We start from the raw sequence: 14,855 nt of genomic DNA on the forward strand, positions 1-14,855 counted from the left end.
ATGTCCGAGCCCCATCGGCTGGTGTCCGGACATGGCATCCGGTCCGGTGGGATATCGGTATCGGTGTTGATGGTGCAACGACCTTACTGTGAAGACCACTTGCGCATCTCGTGAACGGATAAGCTCACTTTTGGGGCTGTTCCTTGGGGGGAACACAGGTGGCTCCGGGGGGAAGGCGATCGTCCGATGCCAGAAGAGATGCCAGAAGAAGAGCACCGCACGCCGCTCGACGGCCGCCGCCTGCTGGTGGTCTCCACGAACTACGCGCCCGAACTCACCGGCATAGGCCCGTACGCCGCCCAGCTCGCCGAGCACTGGGCCCGTTCCGGGGCCGACACCCATGTGCTGACCGGCATGCCGCACTACCCGTCCTGGCGGACGGAGGCGGCCTACCGGGGCGTGTGGCGGACCGAGGAGCAGCGCGCGGGTGTCACCGTCCACCGGCGAAGACACTATGTGCCGCCCCGTCAGAGCGCCCTGCGCAGAGCCGCTTTCGAGGCGACCGTGCTCGCGCACGGCCTCGCCGCCCCGCCCGCGGTGCGGCCCGACGCGGTGATCGCCCAGCTGCCGAGCCTGGCCGGCGGTGTCATCGGCGCCCGGCTCGCCCGCCGCCACGGCATTCCCTACATACCCGTGGTGCAGGACCTGATGGGTGCCGCCGCCGCGCAGAGCGGCATCCGGGGCGGGGGCAGGGCAGCCGCGCTGGCCTCACGCGCCGAGCGGTACGCACTCGGGGCCGCCACGCTGGTCGGCGTCATCCACGAGAGCTTCGTCCCCCGGGTCACCGCCTACGGGGTGGACCCGGAACGCATCCGGCTGGTTCCCAACTGGACCCACGTACAGCCGCCTTCGGCGGACCGCGCCACGACCAGGGCTCGCCTGGGGTGGCGCGAGGGCACACCCGTGGTCCTGCACTCCGGCAACATGGGGCTGAAACAGGGACTGGAGGTCCTCGTCGACGCGGCGCGGCTCGCCCCGGAGATACGCATCGTCCTGATGGGGGACGGCAATCAGCGCGACGCCCTGCTGGCCCGTGCGTCCGGTCTGCCCAACCTCGACTTCCTGCCGCCCGCCGGCGCGGACGAGTTCCCCGACGTCCTGGCCGCCGCCGACGTCCTCGCCGTGACCCAGCGCGCGTCCGTCCTCGACATGAGCGTGCCCTCCAAGCTCACCTCGTACTTCGTCTCGGGCCGCCCCGTCATCGCCTCCGTGGCCGACGGGGGCGGCACGGCCCAGGAGGTGCAGCGCTCGGGCGCCGGGCTCCTCGTGGCGCCGGAGGACCCGGCCGCGGTGCTCGCGGCGGTCCGCAAACTCGTCGAGGAACCCTCCGCCGCCGACGAACTCGGCTCCAACGGACCGCGGTACGTGACCCGTCATCTCGGCCGGGAAGCCGGCCTCGCCCGCTTCGACGCACTGATCACCGAGGTCCTTCAGGACGCCGAAGGGAGAGACCGCCGATGACCCACCCGATCCGCGCCCTGGAGGACCAGGACGAACCCGCGCTGCTGCGGGACCAGTTCCGCCAGCTCCTGCGCTACCGCGCCCTGCTCGCGTGCGGTGTCGTCGTCGGACTGCTCGGCGCCGGCTGGCTGGCCCTGGGCGGCGAGGACACCTACACCTCCACCGGTGAGGTGTCCGTACGCTCCGCCACGTCCGACCCCTTCGCCGCCGGTGCCTCGGCCGACAAGGGCATCAACATCGGATCCGAGCGCCAGACCGCGGTCAGCGACGCGGTCGGCACCGTCGCCGTCGGCTCGCTGACCAAGTCCGGCGACACCGTGGACGTGGGGGCGCTGCTCTCCGGGCTCCAGGTCACCAATCCGCCCAACACCTTGGTCCTCAGGTTCTCCTACACCGGCCGCACCCCCGAAGAGGCGAGGGCCCGCGCCCAGGCACTCGCCGAGGCCTACCTGGAGATACGCCGGGAACGCACCGAGAACAGCATCGACAACATGGTCGACGGCTATCGCGCCCAGCTGAAGCCACTCACCGAACAGCGGGACCGGCTGGCCGAGCAGGAGACCGGCACGGTGGGCAACGACGTCACCAGCGCCCGGGCCAACCTCATCGTCTCCATCTCCGAACTGAGCCAGAAGATCTCGGAGCTGCGGGCCCTGGACACCACGCCCGGCTATCTCAACAAGAAGCCGGTCGCGCCCGAGAACCCCAGCGGCGCCGGGCTGCCGCTGCTTCTGGGACTCGGCGGCGTCGTCGGACTCGCGCTCGGCCTGCTGCTGTCCTGGGTACGGCTCGTCTTCGACCCCGCCGTGCGCTCCACCAGGGAACTCGTCCGCTCGCTCGGCGCCCCGCTGCTCGGCACACTGCCCAGGGAACGTGCCGCGGCCGGAACGTTGCTCGCCATCGGACGCGGCGGCAGCAGACTCGCCGAGGAGTACCGGGCGGTGGCCTTCCGGCTCGCCTACGACCCCTCGTTCACCGAGCGCCGCCGGATCCTCGTCACGGCTCCTCGCGGCGACAACGACATGGCGACGGCCGCCGCGGCCAACCTCGCGGCCGCCTTCGCCGAGATGGGGCGCGACGTCCTGCTCGTCGAGGCCGATCTGAGGGCCCCGTCCCTGGCCGGGGCGCTCGGCGCGGTGGGACGCGCGGGCCGGCCCAGCTGGGCCACCGAACGCGACGGGCGCGGCTGKCCSTCGGMCAGCCGCACCAACGTGGACGTGCCCGGATCGGGGGCCTTCACGCTCATCGCCGGCCGTCGCACGGACAACGTGCCGCGCGCCCTGACCTCCGCCCCCGTCAGCCGCATCCTCGCCGAGGGCGGCCGGCCGGGAGCGGTCGTCATCGTGCTCGCCCCGCCCGTGCTCTCGTACGCCGACGCCGTCGCCCTCATCGACCGCGTCGAGGGCGTCGTGGTGGTCTGCGACCCGCGCGAGGTGCACCGCAGCGACCTGGAGCGCATCCGCGAGATCATCGCCGCCGCGGGCGGCTCGGTCCTCGGCACCCTGCTCCACCCCGGATACGGACGCCTGGAGCGCCGGGCCCGCCGGAAGGCGGCCAAACGGGGCCGCGGCCGGCCGGCACCCCCGGACGGCCGCGACGCCCACGACGACGCGGAGCCGGACGGGCCCGACCGGGCACGCGACGTGGCCCGCACCGGCGACCCCACCGAGACCCTCGGCCTGCGCACACTGGACGGCGGCACAGGACGCGGCGGCGGCGACCACAGCAGCACCGCGGGACACAGATGAGGGCACGCACCGCCGTCGTCTGCTCGGTCGCGGACCAGGGGGTGGCGGCGCTCACCAACATCCTGGTCCTGGTGGTGGCCGCCCGGCTCTCCAGCGTCGCCGACTTCGCACGCTTCTCCGCCGTCTACCTTGTCTTCTCCGTGCTGCTGGGGGTGTCCGGCGCCTACACCGGACAGCCCCTGGTGCTGCGCCGGGGAGCGGCGAGCGACAAAACGCGTGGTGCGTGCCGGTCGGCGGTCGGCTTCACCCTGCTCGTCTCGGCCGTCATCGGAGGCCTGCTCGCCGCGGTCTGCGCACTGCTGCCGGGGGAGACGGCACGCGCCGCGGCGATGCTCGGACTCGTGCTGCCGGTCGTCCTCGGGCAGGACACGGCCCGCTACGCCTTCGCCACACTGCAGGCACAGCACCTGGCGCTGGCCTCCGACACACTCCGGCTCGTCTGCGTCCTCGGCGCGCTGGCCGTACAGCCGCACGGTGCCCCGGCGGCCCGGCTGGTCATCGTCTGGGGCCTCTCCGCCCTGCCCGCGCTCCTGCTGTCCGCAGCCATCCTGCACCGCAGGACGGCCGGCACCCCGGTGCGGCTTCGGCCGCTGCTGGGGAAGGGGCACCTGGGCCGCCGGTTCGTCGTCGAGTTCGGCGTGGGCAACGCGACCAGCCAGCTCTCCGTGCTCGGGCTCGGCGCCGTCGGCAGCCCCCTTGTCGTCGGCGCCCTGCGCGGCGCCACCACGCTCTTCGGCCCGCTGAACGTGCTGTACACCTCGGCCACCGGCTTCGGCCCCCCGCTCCTCGGGCGGCTCGCCACCGACCGGCTCAGGGTGCGGGCCACCGTGCTCCTGGCCGTGCTCCTGGCGCTCACCGCCGCCGGCTGGGCCACCGTTCTGGCCCTGCTCCCCGGATCGGCCGGCCGTCATCTGCTCGGCGACACCTGGCCGACGGCGGCGGCGCTGCTCCCGGCGACCGGAAGCCAGTACGCGGCGATGGCCGTCGGCACCTGCGGACTGCTGGCGCTCAGGCTGCTCGACCCGCGCACCACGCTCTCCATCCAGGTGGTCTTCTCCCTCGCCGCCGTCGGCTTCCTCGCCGGCGGCTATCTGACCGGCGGAGTGATGGGTGCCGCGTGGGGCCTGTGCCTCGGATCCGTCTGCAAGGCGGTCGCCACCTGGACGCGGGTGGCCCGGCTCGTCCGGCGGGGTGAGCACGGGCCCGTCCCGGTCACGGCGACCGCCGTCGGCTCCGGCCCGTGAAACTCGTGATCAGTGCCAGGCACAGTGCCGCGATGGCCAGCTTCCCGACGGCCTGAAGCAGGGGGCCGCGCAGCAGGATGAAGGTGTACCCCGCGATCAGCGGCGCCGTGATGGCCAGCACACTGCCGGGCCCCGGCCCGTCCCGCGACACCGCCCGCGCATAGCGCCGGTCGGTACGTGCCGTCGCGTAGCCGATCAGGGCGAACCCGCCGATCAGTCCTGGAGCCCCGAAGTCCACCCACAGCTCGGTCCACAGCGGCGCGGAGAGGTTGGTCATGTTCATCCCCATCCACTGCCCGACGCGCACCCCGGTGTCCTCGGGCTTCCCGCTCCACACCGCCCGAGGAACGAAGAAGAAGGCGGAGCCGGCGAGTTGGCGGCCGTACGTGTGGCCGCGCGTGTCGACCCACGAGATGGTGTTGGCGAACATCACCGTCTGGTCGTAGTCCTTGGTGGCCAGCGGCTCGAACACCGACGACGACTGGACAGGCCGGTACCCGGAGTCGTCGTAGCGGAACCTGTCCGCGTACGGGAACAGCACCAGGGCGCCGACCACCCCCATGGCCAGCACCGACCGGTACATCGCCGCGCTGCTCGGGAACGCCGTGAACAGCAGCGAGACCAGCACCGTGAGGAACCAGTAACGGGCGTTGGATATCGGGTTGTTCACGACCAGGTTCACCCCGGCCAGCGCGATCCACACGAGGACGGTGGACGGTGCGCGCCGGGCCCGGCGCGAGGTCACCAGCCGGCGGGTGTAGAACAGCAGCGCCAGCAGGGCCGGAACCGTGCCGAAGCCCTTCAGGAACGCCGAGCCCACATTGGACTCGCCGGACGCGACGCCGCTCTCCGCCACCGAGGCACTGATCTCCTGCCTGCTGGAGAAGAACACGCCGGGCCCGCCGAGCTTCAGCACGTAGTAGCCGCTCGCCGCGAAGGCGAACAGCACCAGCAGCCGCAGCCTGACCGGATGGGCTGTGGCCGGGCCGCCGCCCCCGCGGGCCGTGGCGCGCCGGCGCAGCGGGCGCCGGGACGCCAGCAGCGCCCCCAGGTCGAAGGCGGCGCACCCCACCAGGATCAGGGCGATCGCCGTGACCAGATCGGAGCGCGGCCCGACCACCGGCGTCGGCGTCTGACCGATGACCGCCTGGGCGAACGGCGCCACCCCCATCGCGATGTACACGAACATCCAGAAGACGCCCTGCAGCAGTCGCCGCCGGGTGGAGAGGATCATGGTCGAGAGCCGGGCCCCCGCGTAACACGTCAGCACGAGTTGCAACCAGTACGCCGTGTCCCGGGACCCGGTCCCGGGCTGGGCGGCGATCAGGGCCGGCAGGAAGCAGACCAGCCCCAGGATGAGCGGCACGGCCATCGCCCGCGAGAGCATCGCCCAGGACATCGGCCTGGCGGGCGGCTCGACCGGATGGCGCGGGCCGTCCCCCCGGACGGGCGCGGACGGCGGTGCCTGGTGCACGGACGTCATCGATTCCCCGTTCCGTGAGCCTGCGCGCCTGTGAACACCTTAGCGAATCAACCCACTTGAGGTGATGTGATGACTAGTCTGTGAACAGCCGGCCGAGGTCGAGGGGAACCCTGGTGAAGATCCTGCACATCGTCACACTGCACACCCCGGACCATGCCTTCGGCGGTCCGACCCGGGTGGCCCTGAACCTGTCGAAGGTCCAGCGGGCAGGGGGTGACGACGCCCGGATCATGGCCCTGGGCGATGGCTTCGACGGCCCGCTGCCCGCCGAGGTGGAGGGCGTGCCCGTCCATCTCTTCCAGGCCCGCCACCTGCTGCCGGCGTTCGAGGTCAGCGGCATCACCTCGGGAGCCCTCCTGCGGGCCGCGTCCCGCATGATGCGCGGCGCCGACCTCGTACACGTCCATCTGATGCGCGACCTGGTGACGCTGCCCGCCGCGCTGCTCGCACTGGCCACCCGGACCCCGCTCGTCGTGCAGACGCACGGCATGGTGGACCCCACCGAGAAGCGGGTCGCGCAGTTGACGGACCTGCTGGGCGTACGGAGGGTCCTGCGCGGCGCGGACGCGGTGCTCCACCTGACCGAAGTCGAACGGGCCGATGTGAACGCCGTCGCCGCCCCCGTCGCGCTCACCAGGACCGTGCGCCTGGTCAACGGCGTGCGCCCGCAGGAGTTCAAGCCCGCCCGTGATCCGGCCCGCCCGCCGACCGTGCTGTTCCTCGCCCGGATCCAGGAGCGCAAGCGCCCGGAGGACTTCGTGGCCGCGATGCCCGCGGTCCTGGCGAAACACCCGGACGCGCGGTTCGTCCTGGCAGGGCCGGACACCGGGGCACTCCCTGGCACCCTGCGACTGGCCGGCCGCCTGGGCGTGCTGGACTCGCTCGACCATGTCGGACCGCTGGGCCACGAGGAGGTACTGGCCGCCGGGCGGCAGGCCGATGTGTACGTCCTGCCCTCGATCGAGGAACCCCTCGGCGTCTCGGTCCTCGAAGCGATGTCCGTCGGCACCCCGGTGGTCGTCACCCGCACCTGCGGCCTCGGCCCGGACGTGGCCCGGGCCGGAGCCGGCCGGGTGATCGACAGCCGGGTGGGTGAGGACGGGGCCAACGCGCAGAAGGTCGCGCGCGCGGTCCTGGAGCTGCTGGAGCCCGAGGCCAACGCCGCAGCGGGAAAGGCCGCCTGGGAGTTGGTCAACGAGCACTTCACCATCGACGTCGTGACCCGGACGCTCCGGCGGACCTATGAGGACGTGGTGGCCCGCCGGAGCGCCGATAAGTCAAGGAGACGGCTTCTCCCGTGACTTGAGCGCGATCTGCCACCGGTAGAAGCTCATCGCCAGGGCGAAGTCGAGCCCGGCCCGCCCGTCCAGGAAGCCCCGCCGGTACACGTACATGTACGCGAAGGACACCAGCGGTTTGAACGGCGCCTTGTGGAACAGCTGCCCCTGTCGCGACTTGACCCGGCGCACCTGCTCCTTGACGTCGGGGTGGTGCTCCAGCCACGCCTCCCAGTCCGAGTACCTGTTGTGCCGCTCGAACCAGGCGGTCACCGGATCGAGGTCCTGGTGCTCGATCGGGTTGCGGAGGGATTCCGCGCTGTCCGCGACCGGCTGGTAGTGCCCCTCCACCTCGCCGATGCCCGGCGCGTCGAGATCGCCCACCTCCGGGTAGCGGCTGCGGGTGCGATCGGTCAGCGAGCGCTTGCGGATGGTGTACCCGTGCCGCAGCCGCTTCCCCGAGAACCAGTACCCGAGCGGGATGTCGTACGCGGCCGGCCGGGGCGCGTCCGGATCGGCGAAGATCTGACGCAGCTCGGCCAGCAGCCCCGGGCTCAGCCGTTCGTCGCCGTCGAGCAGCAGGATCCAGTCCAGGTCCGTGCGGACATGGTCCAGACACCACTGCTTCTTCCGGGGGTGGCCGCCGTCCCAGGTGTACATCACGACCTCGGCCCCGCACTCCGCGGCGATCTTCGCCGTGTCGTCGGTGCTGTGCGAGTCGACGACGACGACCGCCTCGAAGTGGCCGAGGACCGACTTCACCGCCTCGGCGATGTTGAGGCCCTCGTTCTTCGTGGGGATCGCCACGGCTATCGGCAGTCGGTTCATCCGTTGTCTCCTTCGGGCAGCCAGGCGTAGCAGCCTGTGGAGGTGAAGGCGCGGGCCGCCTCCGGGATCGTGATCACGGTCCGCCTGCCGTCGTCCGAGGACCCCGACACGAGGTTTCTGCCATTCGCCCCGGTGACCTGCCAACTGCAGGTCATGGTGGGGGAGACGTCGCGGAAGCGCCCCGCTCGGAGCGCCTTGCCCTCGTGCGTGCCGTCGGCGTACCCCCCGGAGGCCCGCTCCACCAGCTCCTTGTGCTGGACGCACAGGTGCTCGACGGCGGGCTTCGCGTCGGCGATCTCACCGGTGACGATGGCGCCTACGGCCGTGTCCCGGTCCACCTTGACGAGATACGTCAGCCGGTCGCAGGTCTCCTGGCCGGTCTGGAGCACGGCCGCGGGGTCCATGCCCTCGGGCACGCGGTCGACGAGGTACTCCTTCTGCTTCTTGGTGAACGTGCCGGTGGCCGGGGTGAGTTCATTGCGGGGGATCTTCGGTGGCTCGCTGGTCGCGGTGGCCTGCGGATCCGCGGCGGAAGGGCTCCCGGATCCGGCCTCCGGCCCCGGCGAGGCCGCCCCCGACGAGGCCGCGGGGCCGGCTCCGGCCGTGTTCTCCCCGTCTCCTTCGCCGGAGGACGAACCGCAGGCGGCCAGCACCGCCGTCATCATGACGACGACGGCGCCGGCCAGGAACGGATACCTCATCCACCCGTCCTCAGTGCGTAGTGGGCGGCGACCTTCGAGCCGGTCAGTACGGTCGGATAGACCGCCGTCTCGTCGATCTGCCCGGCGAAGAAGTTGCTCGTCGGGCGGTTCGGCCAGCCGGACAGGTTGTCCCCGCCGACCCGCCAGTAGCCCGGGTAGTTCCTGTTGCCCGTGTACAGCGGACTGCTGGCGCGGAGCTGTCCGTCGACGTACAGCGCCACGCCCCCGGAGCCCTGGGTGGCCACCACATGGTGCCAGGCCCCGTCGTTGTACGCGGCGGACGTGGCCACCGCCCGGTAGCCGCCGCTGTAGACCCCGAACGCCAGACGTCCGTCATTGCGCAGGTAGACGCTCTTGTCGTGCTGGCCGCTGTTCTCCATGGTCAGATTGCCGAACCCGAGGATGTTTCCACCCCGGGTGGTCGTCGTCCTGATCCACGTCTCCACCGAGAACGTGGACGGCGAGGCGCTCGGCCTGTTGCCGTAGGCGTACTCGTCCGTGCCGTTGAAGCCGATGGCGGTCGACGGACCGGAGACCGCCGCCGGAGTCTGTCGGTAGGAGGGCGCGTTCCGCAGGAAGCCGTTGTTCAGGTTGCCCGAGGAGTCGGCGGCGAACGTCGAGGTGGCCTCGTCGTAGCGCCAGTACAGCGTAGCCGCGTCGGCGGTCACCCGGGCGGGATACGCCTCCGCGGCGGACGCCACCTCCGCCGTCACCGCGGGTGACTTGGCGCTGGTGTTCGTTCCGTCGCTCGCGCTGATCCGGTAGGTGTGCGTCTCACCCGGTGCCACGTCCCGGTCCGTCCACGTGAGTTGAGGACGGTTCCAGAACACGGAGAAGCCCGTGGTGGTGTGCACGGGGGTGCTCGCGCCGTCCTTGTAGATCCGGTAGGTCAGCTCCCCGTCGTCGGTGTCGAAGCTGGTCTGCCAGTTCACGTCCACCTCGCCCGGACGGACCGTGGAGACACTGGCGTTGGGCACCCACGGCGCCCCCGTGTCGGGGCCGTCGGCGAACCGGGTCAGCCCCTGCTGCGCCGAGCCGTTGACCGTGGTGAACTCGCCGCCCACCCACAGGTAGTGACGGCCGCCCTTGTCCGTCTGCGCCATCACCCGGGGACCGACGGGCTCGCCGATCCCGTCATTGGTGTCCGGGAACCACGGCAGCAGCTTCGGGTCGTCCACGGACTGCGCCAGCAGGTGCTTGCGCGGCTGGTCGGGGAACTCGCCCATGGACGCGCAGTCATGGGCGTGGCTGCCGCTGTACAGCACCCCGTCGTGCACCAGCAGGGCCTGGGTGGCACCCAGGCAGGTGTCGCGCCAGACCTGGGAGAACGTGGCCAGGTCGAGGGCGATCCGGCCGTCGAAGACACCGCCGCCGGTGCCTTCGTTGGCGGTGTAGAACTGGGTGGCGTCCGACGTCAGGTCCTGCACCGTCGAGGTGTTCGGAATGAATCCCGGATAGCTCCTGTCCAGGGCGCCCGTCGTCGCGTCGACCACGGCCAGCGCGTGCGAGTTCGTCCCGTTGACGGTGAAGAAGTCGCCGCCGATCACCACGTGCTGCCCGTCGGGCGTGACCTCCACGGCCCGGCCCACCTCGTCCGTGTTCGCGGTGAACGGCTTGAGCTGGGCGCCGGTGGTCACGGCCGCGAACTTGTTGCGGGTCTGCCCCGCGACGCTGTTGAAGTCACCGCCGAGATAGACGGTGTCATCGGTGACGGCGAGCGCCCGTACGGTCGCGGACACGGCGACCTTGAAGTTCTCCCGCGGGGTGCACGTGGCCGTGTCGACGGCCGCGATATTGCTGACCCCGACCCCGTTGACCGCGCCGAACTGGCCGCCCGCGTACAAGGTGTCACCGTCCGGGGACAGGACCAGGGACCGCACGGTCGCCGTTCCCGAGGAGAGGGTGAACGACAGGCTGCAGCCGGTCGGCGCCCCGCTCGCGGCGTCGAACGCGGCGAAGTTCACCGCCGGCTGCTCGGAGGTACCGGCCGGGGCGTCCGGCGGCCGTACGGTGGAGAAGGTGCCGCCCGCGTAGACCACCCCGTCGGCGGAGGCGGCCATCGACCAGACGATGCCGTTGGTCTGCCAGGTGGTCAGGTCGTCCGCGGTGAGCGAGACCGGTGGGGTGAGGGCCGCTGCCGGGGAGCCCCCGGCAGCGGCGCTCAGGGCGCCGGCGAGCAGGCAGAGCGCGGCGGCCGCGGCACGCGCGCGGCCGTGGGTGCCGCGTCTGCGCCCCGTACTTTCGTTCATCATTCAGCTCCGAAGGTGAGAACGAGCTGCGGCCTGTAGGCCGCGGTTGCGACCTCGCTCGACCAGATGCGGAGACTGTCCGTCCCGCCGCTGGTCAGAGCGAGTGAGTAGGCGGAGCCCAGGGCCCCGCCCAGTACCGGCGCGGTCAGCTCCACCGAGTAGTCGGTGGAGACGGCGGTTGCGCCGGAGATCGTCCCCAGCACCGTCGTGGCGAGCGACGGGCGGGTGCTGTAGGTGACCGCCGACTCGGTCCACGCGCCGGTGACCGGCACGAGTGTGTGGGGTTCGGCCGAACCCGCCGTGGCGTCCGACGAGGTACGGAAGGTGAGCCGGGCGCTCGTGAGCCGCTGCCCGGCCGGGGCGGCGGGCAGGTCGAACCGGAGGTAGCCGAGGTACGGCGTCGTGCCCCGGGAGGCGAGCTGGTTGTCGTTGTACGAGGTGTTCGCGGCCACCCCGTTGACGTACGCGTCCTCCGCCGGCGTCAGCGTGAGCGTGGTCTCACCCGGGCCCGGCGGGGTGTCCGCCAGATCGTGGTGCGCGGCCACCTGGGAGGCGGTCAGCGCGGAGGGGTAGATGGCCGTCTCGTCGACCTGGCCCGCGAAATAGGTGCTGGTCGGACGGTTGGGCCAGGCCGTGGCCATGGCGTCCCCGCCGACCCGCCAGTACCCGTTGTAGGAGCGGTTGCCGGTGGTGGCGTTGGTGCCGGCCTGCGCCCCGTCCACGTAGAGCCGCATGCCGGACGGGCCCTGGGTGGCGACCACGTGGTGCCAGACGTTGTCGTTGTACGAGGCGGCGGAGGTGATCGTCGGGCGGCTGCCGGAGCTGCCGACCTGGACGCCGAAGGCCAGGCGCCCGTTGTCGGTGAGGTAGAGGATCTTGTCGGAGATCCCGCTGGTGTGCCCCTGCGCGGTGCCGATGTTGCTGCCGTAGCCGACGAGGCGCCCGCCGCGGGTCGTGCTCGTACGGAACCACGTCTCGATGGAGTACGGGGTGGGTGAGGTGTAGTGATGCAGCCGGTCGCTGTATACGTACTCGTCGGTGCCGTTGAGGGCGAGCGCCGTGGAGCCGGTCACGGCGGGCGGCGTCGAACGGTACGACGGGGTGTTCGCGTACACCCCGCCGTCGCCGTTGTCCGAGGCGTCCGACGCGAAGGCCCCGCCCGCCTCGTCGTAACGCCAGTACAGATCCGCCCCGTCGGCGAGCACACGCTCGGCGTACGGACTGGCCGAACCGGACGCGGTGACCGAGGCGCCCGCGGAGAGCGCGCTGGTGTTGGTGCCGTCGCTCGCGGTGATCCGGTAGGAGTAACTGCGGCCCGCCACCACGTTCGTGTCGGTGAAGGTCAGCTGCGGCCGGCTGAAGAAGAGCGAGGAACCCGTCGTGGTGTGGACCGGCGTCTGGCCGCCGTCGCGGTACACCCGGTAGGTGAGCCGGCTGTCGTCCAGGTCCAGGCTCGAACGCCAGCTCACACGCACTTCGCCCGCCCGCGGCGCGGAGACACTGACCACCGGTGCGGACGGCGCCCCGGTGTCCGGGGAGTCGGCGAACCGGGTCAGGGCCTGTTGGGCGACCCCGTTGACCGTGGTGAACTCGCCGCCCACCCACAGGAAGTCGTGGCCGTCGCGGGACGAGACGGTCAGCGCGCGCGGGCCCACCGGCTCCCCGATGCCGTCGTTGGTGTCCGGCAGCCAGCCGAGCATCGCCGGATCGTCGACGGCCTGTGCGGTCAGGTGTTTGCGGACCTGGTTGGGGAAGCCGCCCATGGTGGAGCAGTCGTGGACGTGGCTGCCCGCGTACAGCACCCCCCGGTAGACCCGCAGCGCCTGCGTGGCGCCCTGGCAGGTGTCCCGCCAGCGCTGGTCGAACGTGGTCAGATCCATCGCGAGCCGGCCGTCGAACGAGGCGCCTCCGGCCCCCTCGCCGCCCACGTACCAGCCTCCGGACGCGGAGTCCGTGACGATGTCCTTGATCACGGCGGACGACGGGATGAAGTTGTCCGGGTAGGCGCGGGTCAGCGCCCCGGTGCCGGCCGCGGTCACCGCGAGCGCGTGCGAGTTCGTGCCGCCCACCGTGAAGAAGTCCCCGCCGATCAGCACGCTCTGCCCGTCCGGAGTGACTTCCAGGGCCCGGCCGGGATCATCGGCGTCCGGGTTCCAGGCCGTCAGCGCACCGCCGGACGTGACCGCGCCGAAGAAGCGGCGGGTCTGCCCGTTGACGTTCTGGAAGTCGCCGCCCGCGTAGACGGTGCCGTTGGCGGCCACGTCGAGCGCCCGCACGGTCGCCCCGAAGTTCGGCGCGAACCCCGAACGCAGGGTGCAGGTGGCGGTGTTGACGGCGACCAGACCGTTGGCTGCCGTCCCGTTGACCGCGTTGAAGTAGCCGCCCGCGTACAGCGTGGACTTGTCGGGGGAGACCGCGAGCGCCCGTACCGTCGCGGTGCCACTGGAGCGGGTGAAGGAGAGCGAGCAGCCGGTGGGCGCCCCGGTGGCGGCGTTGAACGCGGCGAAGTTGACGGCGGACGTGGTGTTGCTGCCGGCGGGGGAGCCCGCCGGGCGGACGTTGGTGAAGGTGCCGCCCGCGTAGACGACCCCGTTCGCCTCGGCCAGCGACCAGACGATGCCGTTCGTCTGGTACGTGGCGAGGTGGTCGGCCGTGAAGCCGACCGGATCGGTGAGCGCGGCGGCCGGCGGAGCGGTCACCGCGGAAGCGCTCAGGACCCCGCCCGTGAGGGCGAGGACGGCGGCGAACACACCGCTGCGGCCGCGTCTGAGACGGCCGGGATTTCTCATCGGTCCACCCGCACGGCTGCTCCGGTGAGCTGATCGGCCAGCTGCCGGATATCGGCGTCGACCATGATCCGGGCCAGCTCCCGCGACTTCACGGCGGGCTTCCAGCCCAGCAGCTCCGCGGCCTTGGACGCGTCTCCGATCAGCGCGTCGACCTCGCTGGGTCGCTCGTACTTCGCGTCGTAGCGGACGTGTTCGCGCCAGTCGAGACCGGCGTGCTCGAAGGCGTACTCGAGGAACTGCCGGACGCTCACGCCCTCGCCCGTCGCCACCACGTAGTCGTCCGGGGTGTCGCACTGCAGCATCCGCCACATCGCGTCGACGTACTCGGGCGCGTAACCCCAGTCACGCACCGCGTCCAGATTGCCGAGATGCAGACGCGTCTGCAGTCCCGCCTTGATCCGGGCCACACCACGAGTGATCTTCCGGGTCACGAAGGTCTCCCCGCGACGCGGCGACTCGTGGTTGAACAGGATGCCGTTGACCGCGAACATGCCATACGCCTCGCGGTAGTTGACGGTCGCCCAGTAGGAGTACACCTTGGCCACGCTGTACGGGCTGCGCGGATGGAAGGGGGTCTGCTCGTTCTGCGGCGGCGGGTTGGCGCCGAACATCTCCGAGGAGGACGCCTGGTAGACCCGGGTGTCGATGCCGCTGGCCCGCACGGCCTCCAGCAGCCGGATCGTCCCCAGACCGGTGACATCACCCGTGTACAGCGGGGCGTCGAAGGAGACCCGGACGTGCGACTGCGCGCCGAGGTTGTAGACCTCGTCGGGGCGTATGTCGCGCAGCAGGTTCACCAGGGCGACCCCGTCGGCGAGATCGGCGTGGTGCAGGACGAACGAGCGGTTCTCCTCCTCCGGTCCCTGGTAGATGTGGTTGATCCGCTCCGTGTTGAAACTCGACGAGCGGCGGATGAGCCCGTGGACCGTGTATCCCTTCTGGAGCAGCAGCTCGGACAGGTACGAACCGTCCTGTCCGGTCACGCCGGTGATGAGAGCGGTCTTCGCCATGGTTCCCCCTTCTGCGGCCGCCTGAGAGGCGGACGGGCAACACCGAAATTTCAGAGTTTGAGCGA

Annotated in this window: 10 protein-coding genes; 4 read left to right on the plus strand and 6 right to left on the minus strand. The window is 71.4% G+C overall.

What is annotated here, in order from left to right; all coding sequences use genetic code 11:
• Positions 1–198: 198 nt before the first annotated feature.
• From EAO72_RS12520 to EAO72_RS12530, 3 genes are read left to right on the plus strand one after another with little or no spacing between them, the layout of a single operon-like run.
• Complete coding sequence (locus EAO72_RS12520; RefSeq protein WP_148017389.1) at positions 199–1,461, plus strand: glycosyltransferase; 1,263 nt, start codon at positions 199–201, stop codon at positions 1,459–1,461.
• Positions 1,458–3,209, plus strand: a complete 1,752-nt coding sequence (locus EAO72_RS12525; RefSeq protein WP_148017368.1) for a lipopolysaccharide biosynthesis protein — start codon at positions 1,458–1,460, stop codon at positions 3,207–3,209. Before EAO72_RS12520 ends, EAO72_RS12525 begins: the two co-directional genes overlap by 4 nt.
• The gene (locus EAO72_RS12530) at positions 3,206–4,453 is read left to right on the plus strand and encodes an MATE family efflux transporter (protein WP_148017369.1); all 1,248 of its coding nucleotides are present in this window, start codon (positions 3,206–3,208) and stop codon (positions 4,451–4,453) included. Before EAO72_RS12525 ends, EAO72_RS12530 begins: the two co-directional genes overlap by 4 nt.
• Here EAO72_RS12530 and EAO72_RS12535 read toward each other — a convergent pair.
• Positions 4,422–5,936, minus strand: a complete 1,515-nt coding sequence (locus tag EAO72_RS12535; RefSeq protein WP_187285024.1) for a hypothetical protein — start codon at positions 5,934–5,936, stop codon at positions 4,422–4,424. The two genes, EAO72_RS12530 and EAO72_RS12535, sit on opposite strands and share 32 nt — an antisense overlap.
• A 113-nt stretch (positions 5,937–6,049) precedes the next feature.
• Between EAO72_RS12535 and EAO72_RS12540 the strand changes: the two genes are divergently transcribed.
• Positions 6,050–7,237 carry a glycosyltransferase gene (locus tag EAO72_RS12540; protein WP_148017370.1) on the plus strand — a complete coding sequence of 396 codons (1,188 nt, stop codon included), beginning with the start codon at positions 6,050–6,052 and terminating at the stop codon, positions 7,235–7,237.
• Here the strand turns inward: EAO72_RS12540 and EAO72_RS12545 are convergent.
• From EAO72_RS12545 to gmd, 5 genes are read right to left on the minus strand one after another with little or no spacing between them, the layout of a single operon-like run.
• Positions 7,214–8,041: a glycosyltransferase family 2 protein gene (locus tag EAO72_RS12545; protein ID WP_148017371.1), complete on the minus strand. Its 828-nt coding sequence runs from the start codon at positions 8,039–8,041 to the stop codon at positions 7,214–7,216. The genes EAO72_RS12540 and EAO72_RS12545 overlap by 24 nt on opposite strands.
• Complete coding sequence (locus EAO72_RS12550) at positions 8,038–8,742, minus strand: hypothetical protein (protein ID WP_148017372.1); 705 nt, start codon at positions 8,740–8,742, stop codon at positions 8,038–8,040. Before EAO72_RS12550 ends, EAO72_RS12545 begins: the two co-directional genes overlap by 4 nt.
• Positions 8,739–10,994, minus strand: a complete 2,256-nt coding sequence (locus tag EAO72_RS12555) for a LamG domain-containing protein (RefSeq protein ID WP_148017373.1) — start codon at positions 10,992–10,994, stop codon at positions 8,739–8,741. Before EAO72_RS12555 ends, EAO72_RS12550 begins: the two co-directional genes overlap by 4 nt.
• Positions 10,991–13,780: a LamG-like jellyroll fold domain-containing protein gene (locus EAO72_RS12560; protein ID WP_148017374.1), complete on the minus strand. Its 2,790-nt coding sequence runs from the start codon at positions 13,778–13,780 to the stop codon at positions 10,991–10,993. The genes EAO72_RS12555 and EAO72_RS12560 overlap by 4 nt, the downstream gene beginning before the upstream one ends.
• Complete coding sequence (gmd, locus tag EAO72_RS12565; protein ID WP_148017375.1) at positions 13,777–14,790, minus strand: GDP-mannose 4,6-dehydratase; 1,014 nt, start codon at positions 14,788–14,790, stop codon at positions 13,777–13,779. The genes EAO72_RS12560 and gmd overlap by 4 nt, the downstream gene beginning before the upstream one ends.
• Positions 14,791–14,855 lie beyond the last annotated feature (65 nt).

The organism is Streptomyces sp. OR43 (assembly GCF_008042275.1).
In the GTDB taxonomy this organism is placed as follows: domain Bacteria; phylum Actinomycetota; class Actinomycetes; order Streptomycetales; family Streptomycetaceae; genus Streptomyces.